The 18,334-nt window shown below is 62.6% G+C and carries 19 protein-coding genes and 1 pseudogene; 8 read left to right on the top strand and 12 right to left on the bottom strand.

Going from position 1 to position 18,334, the window contains the following annotated elements:
• The first annotated feature begins 2 nt into the window (after positions 1 to 2).
• The 5 genes from NKJ93_RS09985 to NKJ93_RS10005 all read left to right on the top strand — a co-directional run bounded on the left by NKJ93_RS09985 (position 3) and on the right by NKJ93_RS10005 (position 4,161).
• On the top strand, positions 3 to 449 hold the full coding sequence (locus tag NKJ93_RS09985) for an RbsD/FucU family protein (RefSeq protein ID WP_023718455.1): 447 nt from the start codon (positions 3 to 5) through the stop codon (positions 447 to 449).
• Positions 446 to 1,369: a carbohydrate kinase family protein gene (locus tag NKJ93_RS09990; RefSeq protein WP_352483656.1), complete on the top strand. Its 924-nt coding sequence runs from the start codon at positions 446 to 448 to the stop codon at positions 1,367 to 1,369. Before NKJ93_RS09985 ends, NKJ93_RS09990 begins: the two co-directional genes overlap by 4 nt.
• 253 nt (positions 1,370 to 1,622) lie before the next feature.
• Entirely contained in the window at positions 1,623 to 2,765 is a 1,143-nt protein-coding gene (locus tag NKJ93_RS09995; RefSeq protein WP_352483657.1) for a DegT/DnrJ/EryC1/StrS family aminotransferase, read from the top strand.
• 17 nt (positions 2,766 to 2,782) lie between these two features.
• A complete protein-coding gene (locus NKJ93_RS10000; protein ID WP_023718458.1) occupies positions 2,783 to 2,986 on the top strand; it encodes a hypothetical protein in 204 nt (67 codons plus the stop codon).
• Positions 2,987 to 3,141: 155 nt separating this feature from the next.
• Positions 3,142 to 4,161, top strand: coding sequence for an LLM class flavin-dependent oxidoreductase (locus NKJ93_RS10005; protein ID WP_352483658.1), 1,020 nt, complete (start codon positions 3,142 to 3,144; stop codon positions 4,159 to 4,161).
• 56 nt (positions 4,162 to 4,217) lie between these two features.
• Here NKJ93_RS10005 and NKJ93_RS10010 read toward each other — a convergent pair whose 3' ends face one another.
• Positions 4,218 to 4,844 carry a CDP-alcohol phosphatidyltransferase family protein gene (locus NKJ93_RS10010; protein ID WP_051409644.1) on the bottom strand — a complete coding sequence of 209 codons (627 nt, stop codon included), beginning with the start codon at positions 4,842 to 4,844 and terminating at the stop codon, positions 4,218 to 4,220.
• 348 nt (positions 4,845 to 5,192) lie between these two features.
• Here NKJ93_RS10010 and NKJ93_RS10015 point away from each other — a divergent pair, with 348 nt between their 5' ends.
• Positions 5,193 to 5,666 carry a phosphatidylglycerophosphatase A family protein gene (locus tag NKJ93_RS10015; protein ID WP_031193801.1) on the top strand — a complete coding sequence of 158 codons (474 nt, stop codon included), beginning with the start codon at positions 5,193 to 5,195 and terminating at the stop codon, positions 5,664 to 5,666.
• Positions 5,667 to 5,881: 215 nt separating this feature from the next.
• Here NKJ93_RS10015 and NKJ93_RS10020 read toward each other — a convergent pair whose 3' ends face one another.
• A complete protein-coding gene (locus NKJ93_RS10020) occupies positions 5,882 to 6,790 on the bottom strand; it encodes an FAD-dependent monooxygenase (protein ID WP_352588879.1) in 909 nt (302 codons plus the stop codon).
• Positions 6,718 to 7,481: pseudogene (locus NKJ93_RS10025) on the bottom strand (FAD-dependent monooxygenase). Before NKJ93_RS10025 ends, NKJ93_RS10020 begins: the two are co-directional and overlap by 73 nt.
• A gap of 97 nt (positions 7,482 to 7,578) precedes the next feature.
• Between NKJ93_RS10025 and NKJ93_RS10030 the strand changes: the two are divergent.
• Entirely contained in the window at positions 7,579 to 8,022 is a 444-nt protein-coding gene (locus tag NKJ93_RS10030; RefSeq protein ID WP_352588795.1) for a MarR family winged helix-turn-helix transcriptional regulator, read from the top strand.
• An 89-nt stretch (positions 8,023 to 8,111) separates the two neighbouring features.
• Here the strand turns inward: NKJ93_RS10030 and NKJ93_RS10035 are convergent, their stop codons facing one another.
• The 6 genes from NKJ93_RS10035 to NKJ93_RS10060 form a co-directional block, all read right to left on the bottom strand.
• Positions 8,112 to 9,419, bottom strand: coding sequence for a type II toxin-antitoxin system HipA family toxin (locus NKJ93_RS10035; RefSeq protein ID WP_352588798.1), 1,308 nt, complete (start codon positions 9,417 to 9,419; stop codon positions 8,112 to 8,114).
• The gene (locus tag NKJ93_RS10040; RefSeq protein WP_023718464.1) at positions 9,419 to 9,670 is read right to left on the bottom strand and encodes a helix-turn-helix domain-containing protein; all 252 of its coding nucleotides are present in this window, start codon (positions 9,668 to 9,670) and stop codon (positions 9,419 to 9,421) included. The genes NKJ93_RS10035 and NKJ93_RS10040 overlap by 1 nt, the downstream gene beginning before the upstream one ends.
• Positions 9,671 to 9,935: 265 nt before the next feature.
• A complete protein-coding gene (locus NKJ93_RS10045; RefSeq protein WP_023718465.1) occupies positions 9,936 to 11,114 on the bottom strand; it encodes a hypothetical protein in 1,179 nt (392 codons plus the stop codon).
• 56 nt (positions 11,115 to 11,170) lie between these two features.
• The gene (locus tag NKJ93_RS10050) at positions 11,171 to 12,181 is read right to left on the bottom strand and encodes a succinylglutamate desuccinylase/aspartoacylase family protein (RefSeq protein WP_023718466.1); all 1,011 of its coding nucleotides are present in this window, start codon (positions 12,179 to 12,181) and stop codon (positions 11,171 to 11,173) included.
• Between the two features lie 9 nt (positions 12,182 to 12,190).
• On the bottom strand, positions 12,191 to 12,535 hold the full coding sequence (locus tag NKJ93_RS10055; protein WP_352588801.1) for a RidA family protein: 345 nt from the start codon (positions 12,533 to 12,535) through the stop codon (positions 12,191 to 12,193).
• A 40-nt stretch (positions 12,536 to 12,575) separates the two neighbouring features.
• Positions 12,576 to 13,895: an alanine racemase gene (locus tag NKJ93_RS10060; RefSeq protein ID WP_352494804.1), complete on the bottom strand. Its 1,320-nt coding sequence runs from the start codon at positions 13,893 to 13,895 to the stop codon at positions 12,576 to 12,578.
• Positions 13,896 to 13,969: 74 nt separating this feature from the next.
• Between NKJ93_RS10060 and NKJ93_RS10065 the strand changes: the two genes are divergently transcribed.
• Positions 13,970 to 14,911: an amidohydrolase family protein gene (locus tag NKJ93_RS10065; protein ID WP_023718469.1), complete on the top strand. Its 942-nt coding sequence runs from the start codon at positions 13,970 to 13,972 to the stop codon at positions 14,909 to 14,911.
• Here the strand turns inward: NKJ93_RS10065 and NKJ93_RS10070 are convergent.
• Genes NKJ93_RS10070 through NKJ93_RS10080 form a run of 3 tightly spaced genes read right to left on the bottom strand, consistent with a single transcriptional unit; the run spans position 14,885 to position 18,323 of the window.
• Positions 14,885 to 15,856, bottom strand: coding sequence for an ABC transporter permease (locus NKJ93_RS10070; protein ID WP_156948048.1), 972 nt, complete (start codon positions 15,854 to 15,856; stop codon positions 14,885 to 14,887). The genes NKJ93_RS10065 and NKJ93_RS10070 overlap by 27 nt on opposite strands.
• Positions 15,853 to 16,818 carry an ABC transporter permease gene (locus tag NKJ93_RS10075; RefSeq protein WP_023718471.1) on the bottom strand — a complete coding sequence of 322 codons (966 nt, stop codon included), beginning with the start codon at positions 16,816 to 16,818 and terminating at the stop codon, positions 15,853 to 15,855. Before NKJ93_RS10075 ends, NKJ93_RS10070 begins: the two co-directional genes overlap by 4 nt.
• Complete coding sequence (locus NKJ93_RS10080; RefSeq protein WP_023718472.1) at positions 16,815 to 18,323, bottom strand: sugar ABC transporter ATP-binding protein; 1,509 nt, start codon at positions 18,321 to 18,323, stop codon at positions 16,815 to 16,817. The genes NKJ93_RS10075 and NKJ93_RS10080 overlap by 4 nt, the downstream gene beginning before the upstream one ends.
• Positions 18,324 to 18,334: the final 11 nt, after the last annotated feature.

Here is an 18,334-nt window from a genome sequence, read left to right on the forward strand (position 1 = left end):
GCATGCTGATCGGTATCCCGGCGCTGCTCGGCCCGGAGCTTCTGGCGATGTTGCGCGCCATGGGCCATGGCGACGAGATCGCGCTGGTCGACGGCAACTACCCGGCCGAACAGCAGGCACAGCGGCTGATCCGCGCCGACGGTCATCATCTCGTCCCGGTGCTGGATGCCGTATTGAGCGTGTTGCCTGTCGACGACGCCGTGCCGCAGGCGCTGTTTCGCGCCTCGGCTAAAGGCGATCCCCTGCTCGCCGATCCGGTTCATCATGAGATTGAAGCGATCTGCGCCAGGCATGCGCCGGGCCGCAAGGTGGTTGCGCTTGCCGGCGCCGACTTCTATGCACGGGTCAAGGCCGCGCACGCGATCGTCGCGACGAGCGAGCCGCGGCTTTACGCCAACATCATCATTCGCAAGGGCGTGATCTATCCGCCGGAAAGCAAGACTTCATGATCCTCTGCTGCGGCGAAGCCCTGATCGACATGCTGCCGCGCACGACGACGGAGGGCGAAGCGGCCTTTGCCCCCTATGTCGGTGGTGCCGTCTTCAACTCGGCCATTGCGCTCGGCCGACTCGGCGCGCCGGCCGGCTTCTTCTCCGGCCTGTCGTCGGATCTGTTCGGCGGGCAGTTCAGGGAGGCGCTGGGGGCCAGCAAGGTCAGTTCCACCTATGCGCACACCTCGCCGCGGCCGACCACGCTCGCCTTCGTGCGGCTCACCAACGGCCAGGCGACCTATACATTCTATGACGAGAACACCGCCGGGCGCATGCTGACCATCGAGGACCTGCCGGAGCTCGGCAGCGAGATCGAGGCCATGCTGTTCGGCGCCATCAGCCTGATCTCGGAACCGGCCGGATCGGCCTATGAGGAGTTCATGCGACGTGAGCATGAGCGCCGCGTGATGATGCTCGACCCCAACATCCGGCCAAACTTCATTCCCGACAAGGCCAGGCATCTCAGGCGCATCCGCAACATGATGGCGATGGCCGACATCGTGAAACTGTCGGACGAGGATTTGAACTGGTTCGACGAAGCCGGCTCGCATGAGGACGTCGTCCGCAACTGGCTGGACCGCGGCCCGAAGCTGATCGTCGTCACCCACGGCAGCGAGGGCGCGGTTGGTTACAGCAGCCAGCACCGGGTCACGGTCGTGCCGGACAAGGTCGAGGTGGTCGATACGGTCGGCGCCGGCGACACGTTCAATGCCGGCATCCTTGCCTCCTTGCACGAGCAGGGCCTGCTGTCGAAGACGGCAATCGCCGGCCTGCCGAAAGAAGCCATCCATAAGGCGCTGACGCTCGGCGCCAAGGCCGCGGCGGTGACGGTCTCGCGGGCCGGCGCCAATCCGCCATGGCGGCATGAACTCGCCTGACCGGCTGGCAACCGCCTCACGGACTGCCTGCCGGCGATCACTTTATGTTTCGCCTAACCTGGCGGGCGGGATGCGCAGCCCATATCAAGCATGCCGAAGCCCGGATTTTCCCGCGTTTAAGAGCGCAGATCGGAAACCAGAGGTAACAGGCTGCGACACTTGAGCAATTCAGGGCTTTGCCCTGCGGCTTTCTCGGCCGTGCCAAGTCTGCTACCAGCGGCCGGTTACCTGGCTAAAACCGTTTGAGGCCGACATGCAGTTCATCGATCTTGGCGCACAGCGCGAACGCATCCGCGACAGGCTGAAGGCGGCAATCGACCGCGTCGTCGACGAAGGTCGTTATATTCTTGGACCGCAGGTCACCGAATTCGAAAACAAGCTCGCCGCCTATATCGGCACCAAGCACGTGGTCGCTTGCGCCAACGGCACCGACGCGCTGCTGTTGCCGCTGTTTGCCGCCGGCATCGGCCCGGGCGACGCGGTATTCGTGCCGAGCTTCACCTTCGCCGCCACGGCCGAAGTGGTGGCGCTGACCAAGGCCGAGCCGGTGTTCGTCGATGTCGATGCTGACAGCTACAATATCGACATCGCCAGCCTCGAGGCGGCAATCGCCATGATCAAGGCGGAGGGGCGGCTGAGGCCGAAGGCAATCATTCCCGTCGACCTGTTCGGCCTCGCCGCCGATTACGAAGCAATCATGGCCATCGCCAATCGCGAAGGCCTGATGGTCATCGAGGATGCGGCGCAGGCGACCGGCGGCTCGGCTGACGGCAAGATGTGCGGCTCGTTCGGCACCGTCGGCTCGACCAGCTTCTATCCAGCAAAACCGCTCGGCTGCTACGGCGACGGCGGTGCGATGTTCACCAATGACGATCCGCTGGCCGAACAGCTGCGCTCGTTCGCCTTTCACGGCAAGGGCGAAACGCAATACGACAATGTCCGCGTCGGCATCAATTCACGGCTCGATACACTGCAGGCGGCGATCCTAATCGAGAAGCTGGCCATCCTCGAGGACGAGATGGTGGCGCGGCAAGCGGTCGCCAATCGCTATGCCGAAGGTCTCGGCGATATAGTCAAGACGGCGCGCAATCTGGGCGGCGGCCGCTCGGCCTGGGCGCAATACGCCATCGAAACGCCGAAGCGCGACGGGCTCAAGGCACATCTCGGTGAAAAGGGCATTCCGTCGGTCATCTACTATGTGAAACCGCTGCACAGCCAGATTGCCTATCGCGATTACCCGCGCACGCCGACCGGCCTTGCCGTTTCGGAAGAGCTGCCGAAGCGCATCCTGTGCCTGCCGATGCATCCCTATCTGAGCGAGGCCGACCAGGACCGGATCATCGAAACGATCCGTAACTATATCGGCTCGAATTCGGCGCACGTGGCGGCGGCATAATTCGAAAGTTGCGGAACATGGTCGCGGATTACATCGACGAGTTCATCATGTTCTGCGCCGGGTTGTGGATGGCTGGCATCGGCTTCGGATTTCTCGCGGACCCGTTCCAAGCTCGCCCCGGCCAGCAAGCATGGTGGACCAACTTTGGAACCCATTTTAAATGGATGGGGCCGCTGTTGATCCTCATCGCGATAGTGCTCGCGTTCGCGGCACCTTCCTAGATGCGCTCGCGCCAGCAACAGGCTCGCCATTGACGGCATCGCTGATCAACAACGGACCGTTCACCTCAAACTGGGCCGTCGGTACCGATTTCGGGATGCTTTGCTCTGCGCCGAAGCATAGTCTGCACCTGTCTTCCCTCTAGGCTGGCTATTTCATGAAGAAGATTGGTTTCCTGTCGTTCGGGCACTGGACGCCCTCGCCGCAATCGCAGACGCGGACGGCATCCGATGCGCTTTTGCAGTCCGTCGAGCTGGCCGTCGCCGCCGAGGAGCTGGGTGCGGACGGCGCGTATTTCCGCGTGCATCACTTCGCCCGCCAGCTCGCCTCGCCCTTCCCGCTGCTCGCAGCGGTTGGGGCGAAGACCAGCCGAATCGAGATCGGCACGGCGGTGATCGACATGCGTTACGAGAACCCGCTCTACATGGCCGAGGACGCCGGCGCCGCCGATCTGATCGCCGGAGGGCGTCTGCAGCTAGGCATCAGCCGCGGCTCGCCGGAGCAGGTGATCGACGGATGGCGCTACTTCGGCTACGCCCCGCAAGAGGGCGAGAGCGATGCCGACATGGCCCGCAGACACACCGGAGTGCTGCTCGAAGTGTTGCTGGGCAAAGGCTTTGCCCAGCCCAATCCGCGGCCGATGTTTCCCAACCCGCCCGGCCTGCTTCGCGTCGAGCCACACTCGGAGGGCCTGCGCGAGCGCATCTGGTGGGGCGCCGCCACAAACGCCACCGCAGAATGGGCGGCGAAACTTGGGATGAACCTGCAGAGTTCCACGCTCAAATTCGATGAAGGCGGAAAGCCGTTTCACATCCAGCAAGCCGAACAGATCAAGGCTTTTCGCGAAGCCTGGAAGGCGGCCGGCCACACGCGCGAGCCGCGGGTGTCGGTGAGCCGCAGCATTTTTGCGCTGGTCGACGATCGCGACCGCGCCTATTTCGGCGGCAACCAGGGCGGAGATCAGTTCGGCTATATCGAGGCAGACAGGCTTGCCGTGTTCGGCCGCTCCTATGCCGCCGAGCCAGACGTCCTGATCGAGCAGCTAAAGGGCGACGAAGCCATCGCTGAGGCCGATACGCTGCTGCTCACAGTCCCCAACCAGCTCGGTGTCGACTACAATGTCCATGCCATCGAGGCGATCCTGACCCACGTCGCCCCAGGCTTGGGCTGGCGCTGACGCGACTTTGTTGGAAAAGCCACGGCGGTCAATACGATGCTCGCGTTCTAGCGGTCTCACGGCTGCTTCCCGTCGGCTCGTTTCAGCATCGCAAATGCGCGACTGATCCGTTGCAGGGCCGTCGCGTTGGCCAGCACTGCGTACAACGCGAACCCGCCTGCCAGAATCCAGGGCGAAGCCGCGCCCATGGCAGTCGCGACTCCGTCGGCGGCGAGCAGCACGCAAATGAACACCAGACGTTCCATTCGCTCGAAGAAATCCGGCCAACCATGGTTTTCCACAGGGATTTCCAGCGCCGTCCGCGCCTTGGCATAACTGGTGAGAATCCCGCCGGCGAACGCGAACATTGCGATCGCCCACAGATCGGCGACCCAGCCTATTGCCGCAAAGACGGCCAATTCCTGATAACGGTCGACGATAGCGTCGAAATAGCCACCGGCCTTGGTGCTCATATTTGTCCGGCGGGCGACCGCACCGTCCAGCGCGTCGAAGCTGAAGGCAAACGCCAGGCACAAGCCAAAGGCAAGACTTGAATGGTGATACGCGTAGGCGGCCGAAGACAAAGCCACGAGCACGAGCCCGCTGGCCGTAACCTGGTTCGGCGTCATGCCGATCCCGATCAGCGGAGAGGCGGCCTGCTCCCATAGCGGGTCGATGCGACTTTTCATGAGACCGGCGATCATGGCGGCTCCTCTGATGATGTCGTTTGACGGAGCTTTACCAGCAATTTGCGGGTTTGTTCCACCATCGCCACCGTTTCAGTTGGCCAATGCGGGCCGAGACCGGGCTCAGGAACGTTCTCAACTCGCCGCAAAAGCGATCTCGTTTGGCGAATGTGGCCGGCGGATTAAGATGCTCGCCAAGCTGACGGCGAAACAGAACTTCCGGTCGCAGCGACAGCTGCCCGACAGCATTTCACGGTTTGGGCGATGCCTTGTGACCGGTGTGCAAATCGAGCGGCGGTCTGGCGGCAACACCCGAACGATGTGACTATGATTGCTTGCGACCCGTCGGAAGCCGGCCGAAACTCGATGCATAAATTTCTACCCAAGTTCGCCTACCTGCTCGCGACCTCTGTCGGCGTGGGATTATCTCCAACATGGCCGGGCACGGCCGGCGCAATGGTTGGAGTGGCTGTTGCCGCGGCTCTGATACCCGCATCGCCTTGGCTGACGGTGCTTGCCTATGCGGCCCTGTTCGCCGTCGGCGTATGGGCGTCATCGCATGTTATCTCCCATACCGGGACGGAGGACCCGCAAATCGTCGTCATCGATGAGACCTTCGGCGCCGCCGTGACACTTTCCATGCTGCCACTCGACCCACTCTGGTGGGCAACAGGCTTCCTTGCTTTCCGGTTTTTCGACGTCGTCAAGCCTTGGCCCATCCGTATCATGCATGACAAGGTAAGGGGTGGGGCCGGCATCATGCTGGACGACGCGGCCGCGGCTGTCGTCGCTGGGGCGTTGCTGCTCCTGCTGAACGAGTTGATTGATCATTTGCCGTAACGGCGACATTCGGCCTCCAATGCCAAAGGCCAGCACGATGGTCCATGCGAGTTTAGCGACACAAGGGGAGGACCGAAGCGGTTGGCGCGGCCCTACTCGGTGACAACGAGTAGGAAGGAGGCATGACGAGACGGGCAAACGGCTGAACATCGCCGGCATTCCCGGCGACGACATCGGCAAGGAAGTCGTGCCGGAAGACCGGAGGCATCCGCCGCTCACTGATGATGTTCGCACGCCTGCGTGCGGAAACCCAAGCCGTCAAGTATTTCGATCAGCATCTGTACAGGATCAGGCACACCGTGCGTTGACCGCCACGCGACAAACCCGTCCGGCCTGACCAAGGCGGCACCGCCGCTTTCAACCCCGAGCGCGGAAGGCCACCGATGGTCCAAATCAATCAGACCCCCATTGGCACCCAAGGCGTGGCAGGTCAGCGGGATGCGGAGGCGCTGGCTTACGGCGTCAGCGGCCTGACACCATGCGTCGTCGGCGCAGAGGAGAAGAGGGTCGCGATCGCACAAATCGAGACTCGAAATCCGCTGGCCGGCACGCCCGACCGCGAAATGCGGTAAACGCGTGCCAGGGCGGCCCGACAACTCCGTGGATTTTTGGAATGGGTGATCGTCCCGCGTGGCTTCCTGAGCCACGACACCTGCAGCGTAGCGTTGGCCAAATACCACGTCGTAATCCTCGACGATCGCGACTGGGGGAGGCAATCGCTTCGACGGATCGTCGAACCATTTCTGAAGGCGGGCGAGCGCTTGCGCCAACGTAGCCTCGATGACCGGCCGGCGCTCCATGTCATAGCTATCCAGCAACGAGGGACCGGCATGCCCGCGTGTTACCATCGCAAGCTTCCAGGCAAGGTTATGGGCGTCGTGGATACCTGAATTGCCACCGAAAGCGCCTGTTGGGGGCATCACATGTGCGGCATCCCCCACAAGAAACGCGCGGCCTCGGCGGAATTGGCGCGCTGTCATCGCGGCCACTTCCCAGGAGCGCACATCGACAAGCCTAGTCGTGATATCCGACCGGCCCGCACCTCGTATGATCAGTTCCCTGCACCTGACTTCATCAAAATCCTGGGGTTTCTCGCCCTTTTCGGGAAAGTATTGGATCGCCAGAAGCCATCGTCCACCCTCCCTGGGCGGAAGGTCCCGTTGAGGTCCGTCACGAAGCACGACGTGAAACGCTTGCCGCCGATCGTCGGAGGCATGTCCGTGTCAAAGACGACATTTATCCAGTGCTGAAGGCCGCCTGCCCCGCTGCGGCTGATCTCCAGCCTCTCTCGCATCGAGCCGTTCGCACCGTCCGCGACGATCAGATAGTCGGCCGAGATGGCGTCCTTTACGCCGGTCGCGATATCGCGAATTTCCGCGCGGACGACATTCTCATCCTGTTCGAAAGCCACCAGTCCCTGCTGAAACGTATGTCTGCACCGTTCCGCTCGGCGTAGCGGCGCAGAATCGGTTCCAGGACGTGCTGATCACACGTCGCCGGTTGCGTGGGGCTGAGGGCACTTGCATCCGGCCACGCCGGTCCGCCCCATTGAATCTCGGGATCGGTGAGATTCCTGGCGCGCGCAATAGCGCCTGCCTGCTGGTCCCCCGTACGATTTGCACGAATCTCCTCCTCGGGGCCGAGGCTTCGAAAGATCTCCATGCTGCGCGGGGAAATGCCGGCAAATTTGTACTGGATTGACGTGTCGGGATGGCGCTCGACGAGGACGCACGGAATGTCGTTGTGAGCCAAAAGGGCGGCCGCCGTCAGACCGTTCAGGCCGCCCCCGACGACGAGAACCGTGGTGTTGGTCATCTCGGATCTCCTCTCATTGATTTGATCACTTAAATATTTTGATTGATCAAATCATATGATTGGTCCAAATATGTGTCAAGACACGAAGGAGCGTGGAATGGGACCGGGCCAAGACCGCTTGCAGCACGCCACCGAGGCTTGGCGCCTGGTGTTTGATTTCCTGATGCGGTCCGCGCCGGACCGGTTGGCGATCCAGCAGAAATTGGGTCTGACGCCCAACGACTCGCGCGCCCTCTTCACCCTCGACAAAGATGCGGGCAAGCCGATCGGCGCATTGGCCGCTCAATGGCACTGCGACCCTTCGACGGCGACCTGGCTGGTCGACCGGTTGGAGCAGGCGGGGCTCGCCGAACGGGTTCCGTCGCCAAGCGATCGCCGTGTCAAACGTGTCAAGCTTACGGCCAAGGGTGTTGCAACCATTGAGGAATTGACAAGGGAATATCACAAACCCCCTGCGGAGATGCTTGCGCTTACACGCGCGGACCTGGATCAGCTGATCGGCCTGGTCAGAAAGTTACAGGCTGGCAAGTCCGTGGGTTGATTACATCCCGCGCGGCGTTGCTGCTGCTAAAAGAAGATCATTTGGACGTCCCAATGGCTATCAGTCTGGTTGTGCCTCGATCTTAAGCATCACACCTCTTCCAGTCTGCGCACGCGAGCTTTGACCCCATTGCCAATGGCATCTGCGACTTGCGAAGGGAAACCCTTTGGGAGCGATGCACAAACCAGTTCGATTGCCGCTAGCGCCCGTTGGCGCAGCTCGTCAAAGATCGCTGTGACGGGTTTTGGACCAATTCCTGCCTTGGCGGCGGTCTGGATGAAATGGCGCGGCATGACGCTATCGATAAGGTAGTGGCGTGCGTCGCCTATAGCCATCGCCAACTTCATTTTGTTGCGCCTGATCTGTCCCGCATCAAGGCTGGTCTGCGCTGAGATCACATCATATAACGGCGTCATGCGGAACCGGCCGCCGGGAGAAAGAAAGACGCTAAAATTCTTGGCATGTCCATCTGTGGCGCCGAGCAGCCAAAAGGCGACCACGGCCTTCAGAACCGCAGCTTGATCTAGCTCCGGTTGGTCGCTTCCCTTCATCAGACCAAGGATAGCCGGAACCCCAGGCCCGCCATCGGATTCGTATTTCAGCGACGGAGGCACAGACAGAGCCTGGCAGCAGTCTTCCTGGGGCAAGCGCAGGAGACGGTTGTCACTCGTCCATCGGCGATCGAAACGTTCGACTACGAGCACGCGATTGCCTTCGAATTCCTCGATTGCGGCGACGGCGCACGGGAGTCCCAGGGCGGCTGTCATCTTGAGGCAGAAAAATTCGTTTTCAACACTGAAGGAAAGGTCGATGCCATTTGGCAAGCGTCCAATCTGTGGCTTGAGGATGTGCGTTGTAGCAGTCGTCGCCAGCGGCTTGTACCAACGTCCTTTCCAGAACAAGAGCGCAGTCTTTTCCTGAGCGCCAGCGATCGAGATCCGGAAATCTTCATCCTCGCCCAGCCCGAGGGGGGCCGATGCCAGATCGCGGACGAGACGAGCAATTTCGATATCGTCAACGGGTTTGCCGTCGACAATACCGGCGGGGCCCGGCTCGACATCATCCGGCAGGAATTGCAGTGCGCCGACACAATCCCGTCCGACAGCGGCAAGCAAGTCGTGGGCGTCTATCCCTCGGGCATGAACACGCTCAGCCATACGGCGGCGAATCGGGATGCTGTCGGGCAGGAGATTGTCGAACACGGCAATGACGGGTGCACCGATATAGCGATCTTCACGTAGGGGCAGAGATAGCGAGACTGGTAGCGCATGCTCCCAGGCAAGCCAGGACGGATCATACTGAAAATCGATCGCGCCGCTGGATTGTCTATTCAGCCGCCCGACGAGACGGCTGTTCAAGAAGACGTTGAGCGGGAGGTGCCGCCGCGGACGAGCCATCAAAAGACGTCCTCGATCTCGGTCGACTTTGCTCTGGTCCGAGAGCGGACAACCAATTCAAGGTCGAGCGCTGCGAGAATGTCGCAAAGCGTTCCGAGCTGTGTCCCGGGCGCTCCATTCTCGACGGCCGAGATGGTCGCTTGGCGTAGCATCGTGTGCTCCCCGACAGTGGCCTGGTTCAGGCCGAGCTTGCGGCGCCGCCGGCGGATGGCATCTCCGAGTTGCTTAGGCGTTCGGGCGATTTGGTCCACAGCGTACCTCTCCAGCTATGAGATATACGCTCAGAAGATAGATTTCAATATGCGCTAGAGCGAATAAATTGGAAGATGCGCTCCACCGTATAACCCGCCTCCCTCCCGCGTGGCCCTCACAGCCATGCCTCGATTTTCAGCTAGGCTGCTGGCCGCCGGCCAAAGCAATGCGAGGATCCATGCGGGAAGTCCTCCGAACGCCTCTCCATTACGCGCAATGCTCGAGGCAAAATTAGGCCTATTGGGTCGGCAGTGGATCGATTGTTCACACAGATCGTGCGGCACTCACCCAATCGAGGCGTGCGGCAGGTACAAGGCCGTAATTGTAGAAATTGATGCCATCGACGCCCGCCGCCAGCGCCGGTTTCACTTTGGCGGCGAGAATGTCCGGGCCTGCCATTTCCGGATGGAACAGCCGGTAACCGGTCCCAAGGAATTTCTCTGCTCCGAGCGTGGCACGGCCAGTGGCCATCAGATCTGCGACATCGCTGGCCTGCATATCGTAGGCGCACAGGATCGCGCCGTCGCAAGCCTGGCCGAGAGCCGCCAGATCGCAGCCGCCCAACCAGCCGTCCTTCAGGTCAATGATGAGGACACGTGTGCCCGGATCGGCAACGTCGCGCAGCTCGGCAACCAAGCTGGTCACCGGCTCGAACCGCCACAGCAGAAAGTCGTATAATTCTGGCCAGGGCTGGAAGGTATCGAAGCTACCGTTCGGAAAGTCCGGAAAACGCGGTGCCGGAACGGCACGATCACAGGTCTCGACGATCCACCCTCTGACCAGTTTGCGCGCCGCCTCGCCGTCAATGCCGGCACAAGCGGCGCGGGCGAGGCAGGACGGGCAAAAGCACAGCGACAGAAGGAAGTCATCTTCCGCGGTCAGCCCGACACCGTCTTTCTCGTGATGATATTCGTGGGCGAAGCTCATGAATGACGGGCTTTCGAGCTCGATTCTGTCCGGCTTGTAGGTGTGCGTAACGTCGGCGACCAGCGCGCGAACATAGGCGCGCGCATCCGGATGCGAGGGACAAAGGTTGTAATAATTGGGATCGCCGAAGGCATTTCGGGTAACCACCTGCGGATAAAGCATGCCGGCGCGGGTGTTGTGCAGGCACACCGTCCAGCACGAAACACCGAGCCCATTGGCGTCTCGTCTGCGGACGAGCTCGCCAAGCACGTCGCCTCCCTGCGAGATCACGTCCGCCACCTTGGGCTGAATTGCGAGGTCGGCCCATCGCGCGGCGGTTGGCTTGAAGTAGATCGTGCCGTCCTCCGGGAAATAGGCTTTGCGGCGCGGGCTGCGCGGCTGAAGGAAGCGTCCCGCATGATACGAGGCAGCAAGGCTGATCATGTTGAGTCCCGCGCGTTCGACCAGATCGCGTTCGACCATCTCGAAACCGAGATCCTGGACATCCCAGGGGTAGGTCCACATGGAAAGCTGCATAAGATATCCTCAGTTCTCCAGAGTGGCGCAGCAGCTAGACGCCGTGCGGTTTCCCTTTAGGTTTCTACGGGTTCGGCGACTTGCATGAGGCAGTCTCCTGCCTCGCACATTGTATGCAGCCGCCGCGAAAGCACGATGCCGTTTTCGGCAAAATGCAAGGCTTCCTCGGCAAGATCGAGCCTTTCGAGATCGTGATACCAGCCAGCCAATTGTCCGGCGTTCACGCTGTCGCCAACCCTCACGGCGGGTTCAAACCAGCCGCGGCGGGCGGCGTAGAGGCCCTGGCTATGCCGCGAAAGCGAAAGCAGTCGCGTCGGCATCGAATGCATTGACTCCGCGCCAACAACTGGCCCGTCGACCAGGCCTAGTGCAATCAGCAGATTGTCGATCGCGCGAGCGGTGATCGCCATCGTGTCGACCGTGGCGGTGCCGCCGCCCCCGAACTCACCGCTGACGCCGATGGCGCCGGCACGGCGCGCTGCACCCATGGAGGTCGGCGAGGCCTGGCCATTGTCGGCCACGAACCCATAGGGCATGCAGAGCGCCCGCATCAGCTCCACCCCGCGCCTGTGGCGCTCGGGATCGGCATTGCGCTCGACGAGTGCAGTCGGCAGATGTTCCATCGAAGTGCCCCCCGAATGAATGTCGAAGACGATGTCGTGTCGGGGGAACAGGTCTGTCTCGAGAAAGTTGGCGAGCCGGCTTGTCGGCGTGCCCGACGGATCTCCGGGAAAGGCGCGATTGAGATTGCCGCCATCGAGCGGCGAGCAGCGTTTGGCGGCCATCACCGCCGGCACATTGGCCATCGGCAGGATGGTGACGCGGCCCCTGACTCGCGCTGGATCGAGCCGGCGGACCAGCTTTGCCAAGCACAGCTCGCCTTCATATTCATCGCCGTGATTACCGGCCATAAGAAGCAGCGACGGACCCTCACCATTGCGCATGAGGCAGATCGGGACCTTGATTTGGAAATATGGCGAACGGTCTATCGAGAACGGGATGCTCAGATGGCTGAGCGTCTTGCCGTCCCGATCGAAATCGAGCGAATGGCTGATGCCGGTGTGCATGGCGGCGGTTCACACAGCCGCGACGGCGGTGACCTCAATGCGGAGGTCAGGATCAGCGAGACGCGCCTCGACGCAGGCACGCGCCGGCAGACGGGCGGAATCCACCCAGGCATCGTAGATACTGTTCATGGCGTCGAAATCGCCAATCTGTGGCAGGAAGATGTTGACCGCCACGAGCTTCGACTTGCTGCTGCCGGCCTCGACCAGGAGCGCCTCGATCTTGGAGAGTACCTCGCTCGTCTGACCCTCGATGCCGGCCTTGCGATCGTCTGCGACCTGGCCCGCTATGTGCACGAGGCCGCCATAGACGACCGCCTGCGACATGCGGGAGCCGGATTGCAAGTACTTGATCATATCGGATCCTTTCGTTCTTTTTTGGAAAGCGCGACGATGGTCAGCCGAAATAGGTGGGAAAGGCGTGGCTGACATATCCGGCCGCGTCGACGCCGAAGATCACGCGATAGCGATCAAGGCAGGTGCAGGGATGGGAGATGCCGAATTCAACGGTGTCGCCGACGGCAATGTCGTCGCCCGACGCAATTGTCAGGAAGGCGTGCTGGTCGTTGAGCTTGAAGACCTCGGCACGCGCTATCGGCAGCTGCTTGCCGGCACGAAAGATGGTCAGGACCATTGGAAAGCCCTGGTCGAACGACACGTCGCGCATGCCCATGCCGCAGATCGCAAGGCCGGGCTCCGGCCGCGACAGTACCTCGGCCCATAGGCGCAAAGCCGGACGGAACGAATTTCGTGCGGACGCATTGAAGCCGCCGACTGCAAAACCCTCGCGGGCGTCGAGTGTGCCGAGCGAGCGGTCGTAGACGCCATGGTCGTGGAAGAAGATGGCGCCGCTGCGCAGCACCAGCGTCGCGCTGCTGTCCCTAGAAACGAGAGGCGAAAGCGCTGCGACCACTTTGTCGAAGTAGACCGAGCCGCCTGCCGTGACAATCAGCGGGGTGTCGCCGCCGACGCGGGCGCGGAGCCGCAGGAACATGTCGGCTGTCATTGTCAGCAGGGCGGATATCGCCTCATCGGTGCGGTCAGGATCGGGCTGCGCCGCGGCACCTTCATAGGTTGCGACGCCGGCGATCAGCAGCCGGCCGCCGGCTGCTACAATCGCGTCGGCAATCGCCTCGGCTTCGCCGGTGGTCCGGGCGCCTGCCCTGCCCGCACCAAGTTCGACGAGCACGCGCAATGGCGGCAGCCTCGCATTGGCCCGCCAGGCTTCGGCAAGCGCATTCACGGCGGCGATCGAGTCGGCGAAAACGTAGAACTCAGCGCTTGGCCAGGCGCTGACAAGAACCGCAAGCCGGTTCGCACCACCTGGTCCGCCGACCTCATTGGCGATGATCAGCCGACAGAGTCCGGCTCTGAGCATCACCGTGGCCTGCCTTATGTCGGCGACGGTCGTGCCCCATGCTCCGGCCTCGATCAGGGACCGGGCAAGATCAGGCGCCATCGGGGTCTTGGCATGCGGGGCGATCACGGCGCCCTGCTCTCGCGCATAGCGCAGGAACAGGTCACGATTGGCGATGAAGGCCCCCTCGTCGACGGTCAACACCGGCAACGACATACGCCCATCCGCTGGATGCCAGCGCTCAGATGCGACAAGGCTGCTGTCCAAGCCGAGGGTGCCAGGCGGCACGCCGCGGATACGGTCATCGAGCAGGAAATTTTCTCGGGTCGCCAGCAACAGTACGGGTGAGCTTTCGGTCATCCGATGCTAGTCCTTCCTTTACAGGATGAAGTCCGGATCGATTTCCGATTCCGGCCACACCATGAGAGAGATGCGTGCCAACACCTTACCGCGGACCGATCATCGATGCCCACCATCACCTTTGGGATCTCGGCCTCAGCCGGCACCCCTGGCTCGCCACAACGGCTGGCGAACGCGGCGGTCTGGGGGAGCTTGGCCGCTTGCGGCGAAACTACCTTCCTGAAGATTATTTGCGCGACGCCGGCCGGCACAATGTCGTCGCAACCGTCCATGTCGAAGCCGGCTGGACCGGGGATGAATGCGTCGGCGAAACGCGGTGGCTTGAAACGCTCGACAAGTCGCGCGGCGTGGCCGCCCGTTATGTTGTTCACATACCGCTGGCGAGCCGCCAAGCGCCGGCGCTGGTCGAGGCGCAGGCGGCATTCGACCGTGTCGTCGGTGTGCGCGACATACTGAGCTGGGATCCGGATCCTGCCCGCCGTTTTGCTGCCCGTGACGGCATCATGGACGATCAGGCCTGGCGTGCCGGCCTGTCCCTGCTTGGGCGCCACCGGCTGGTTTTCGACCTGATGGTGTTTCCGCGCCAGCTCCCCGGTGCGGCGCGCCTCGCAGCGGCCTTTCCGGACCAGCTCTTTGTTCTCAACCACTGCGGCAGCCCGATCGATCGCGATGCAGACGGCATGCGGGTGTGGCGCGAAGGGCTGCGGCTTTTGTCGGAGTGCGACAACGCTGCCATCAAGATATCGGATCTGGTCGCCTACGATCATGATTGGACACTCGACAGCCTGAAGCCGGTTGTCATGCATTGCATCGACTGTTTCGGTACGCAGCGAGCGATGTTCGGCAGTGACTTCCCAGTCGCCGGCCTGCATGCGTCATTCGATGCAGTATATGACAGCTTCAAAGCCATTGCAGGAGAGCTTTCCGCGGACGAGCAAACGGCGCTGTTCTTCGGCAACGCAAGGCGTATCTACCGGCTGCACGATATTTCATCGGCGGGCCTGCTCCCTGCCTGAGAGAAGCAGCAGCCCCAGAATCAGCGACCCGAACAGGATACTGCGCCAGCCGGGCGATGCGTTGACGACGGTGATCAGCGCCGTGATCGTGACCAGCAGGATCGCGCCGGGGATAGTACCGGCATAGGTGCCGAGCCCGCCCAGTATCGAGGTGCCGCCGAGCACCACGGCGGCAATCGACGCGAGGAGATAGGGATCTCCTATCCCGACATAGCCTTGGCCGTTCATGCCGAGGACCAACACACCGGCAAGTCCCGAACAGAAGCCGCTGATGCCGTAGACGGCGAGCGTGGTCGAGGCGACGGAAACTCCGGACAGCGCCGCGGCAAGCGGATTGGCGCCCATCGCGAAAATCCGGGCGCCGAGGGATGTCGCATGCATCGTGGTCAGAACGATCACGGAAATGACCACCCACAAAAGCACGCCTGCCGGAATACCGGCTGGCCGCGCATTGCCGAGCCAGCTGACCAGCGGGTTCTCGGCGGTCACGGCGCTGCCGCCGGCGATGATGATCAGGAGGCCCTGCAGGAATGTCGCCATCGCCAGTGTCATGATCATTGGATGAACGCGCAACAGCGCCACGCCCAGCCCGTTTACGAGACCTATCGCGGTCGTCAACGCAAGTACTGCAAGAACGGCTGTGAGCCCGGTCGGATCCGCCTGCAATGAGAGCAGCGGGAGGCTGACGGCACTGACCGTGACGATCGCCGCGACGGAAAGGTCAATGCCGCCGGCAATCACCACGAAGGTCTGGCCCGCCGCGACCAGGCCGATCACCGCGCCCAACTCGACCAAATAGCGCAAATGACCATAAGCGCCGAAGCCACGTGAAGCGAAGCTCGCCGCGATCCACACCGCGGCAACGATAGCGACCGTGAGGAAGGGCCGGCTGCGCAGGATCGTCAACGCCCGCCCGCCGCGCGCGCTCTCTTTCCGTGCTGTCATTGCTGCACCTTGCGGAATTGCGGGATGGCGACCGCCCCGATGATGATGAGGCCTTGGGCGACATACTGAGCAACTGGCGTGAAGCCGAGGAAGAACATGACACTGATCATCAGGCTGAGCAGCAGGCTGCCGGCAAGCGCGCCGCGCATCGTGCCCTGGCCGCCGAGGAAGCCGATTCCGCCGAGCACCGCGGCGGCAATGGAATTCAGCGTGAAGGCTGTGCCTATGACCGGGTCGCCCGAACCCGTTTGCGCGGCGACGAACAGGCCGGCGCCTGTGCAAAGCAGACCGCTGATCGCATAGGCCGCGATCCGCGCGCCGTCGACCGGCACGCCGGAGCGATAGGCGCCGACCGGATTCTCACCGGCGGCATAGAGGCTCAACCCAAGCGGGGTGGCGAGATAGAGTTTCCACAAAAGCACGACGAGCACCAGCAACACGAATGCCGCCGGCGTGTTGCCGGCAAGCAGGTCCGACAGCCACTCCGGAATGGCGCCGCCCGGCCTCGGCAGGATGAGCAACGCAGCACCGCCGATGATGAAGGAGCCGGCGAGCGTCACCACGATGGCCGGCAACCGAAGTTTCACGACGATGAACCCCGTCGCGGCACCGATGCCGATACCGGTCAGCGCCACCACGGCGGTGCCGCCGGCTACGCCCAGCGGCCCGATCATCGTCGTCGCGGCGATTACCGCGCCGAGACTGACCATTGCGCCGATTGCCAAGCTGATGCCGCCGGTGAGCATGAGGATCGCCTGGGCCATCGCGACCAGCGCCAGCGGAAACCAGCTCTGGGTGAATTTGGCGAAGCCGGACGCCGTCAAGAGGCCGGGGAACAACACGCCGTAGGCAACGAGGAACGCCAGAACCACGGCAAACAGGCTGCGCACGCCAACATTTCGGCGCAGCTGAACTCGCCAGTAGAGGGCGCCGGCTTGGCTTGAGGATACAACCGTGCTCATGCCGCAACTTTCTGCTGTTCGGCGCCCATTGCGGCGGAGACGATGACTTCCTCGCTCAGTGCCTCGCGCTCGAGCATGGCCTTGATGCGACCTTCTCGGACCACGGCGACGCGGTCGCAAAGGTGCACCAGTTCGGGTGTGTCGGAACTGAGCAGGACGATCGCCTTGCCGGCGGCAGCGAGATTGCGAAGCATCATGTAGATCTCACGCTTGGTCTCGACATCGACGCCGCGCGTCGGATCGTTGAGGAGAAGCACAAGCGGATCGTGTGGCATCCATTTCGCCAGCGCGACTTTCTGCTGGTTGCCACCTGAGAGTGCCTGCGCCGGGCGATCGAGGTCGCCCTTGATGGCAAGCTGGGCGGCGAGTCCCCTCGCCAAATCGCGCTCGGCACGCCGGCTGCGCAGCTTCAACGCCGGCAGCCTTGCGAAGGCTGGTAGCATCATGTTGGTGATGATGGGATGGATCAAGTGCAGGCCTTCGCGCTTGCGGTCGGCCGGGACATAGGCGAGGCCGAGCGCATTGGCTTTCGGCACGCCGCCCGGCAGACCCGAAGCAGCGTTTACGGTCGCGGATGCCGACCTAGCCGGGATCGCGCCGTAGAGGCCAAGCAGCAGATCTTCCTGCCCCTGCCCGACCAGGCCGCCGATCCCAAGCACCTCGCCTGTCCTGATGTCGAGATCGACGTCGCGCATCAGGCCGGCCGAAAAATTACGAACCGAGATGGCGTTGGCTGGCGATGGGGAAGGCTGCCATCGTGGAAAGAGATCGCCGGGGTCGCGGCCGACCATCAGCCGCACCAGCCCGGCGGCATCAGTTTCTTCCAGCGAGCGGTCCGCCGTGCAGGCGCCGTCCTTCAGTACGGTGACATGCTGGCACAGTGTCATCACTTCGTTCAGCCGGTGTGAGATGTAGAGAATGGCGATGCCCTCGGCCCGAAGCCTTTCCAGCAAGTCCGTGAGGGTTTTTGTCTCGGTTGCCGATAGCGATGAGGTGGGTTCGTCGAGAATGAGCACGCGCGGCCGCCGGTAGAGCGCCTTGGCGATCTCCACCATCTGACGCCGGCCGAGTGACAGATGCCCCACCGGCGTAGACAGCGGTTCGCGAAGGCCGACAAGATCACATGCGGCCCTGGCCCGTGCGGCAAGTTCCGTGTAATCGACCAAGCCGAATCTCTTGGGATAGGCGCCGAGCCCGATATTTTCGGCGATCGAGAGGCTGGCCGTCAGGCTGAGTTCCTGTTGGACAACGGCGATCCCGGCATGCCGCGCATGAGCGGGGCTCATGCGCGATACCGGGCGTCCATCAACCTCGATCGCCCCGCCGTCCGGGCGCAGGGCGCCGGACAAAAGGTTGATCAGCGTCGACTTCCCCGCGCCGTTCTCGCCGAGCAGCGCATGCACGCGGCCCGGCTGCAGAGCGATGGAAACGTTGCGCAGGACGGGGTTGCCGAAGAAGGACTTCGACACCCCCCGCGCGGCGAGAAGCGTAGCCGTGGTTGTCAATGTTGCAACCC

The organism is Mesorhizobium sp. M0028 (assembly GCF_040323855.1).
GTDB lineage: Bacteria > Pseudomonadota > Alphaproteobacteria > Rhizobiales > Rhizobiaceae > Mesorhizobium.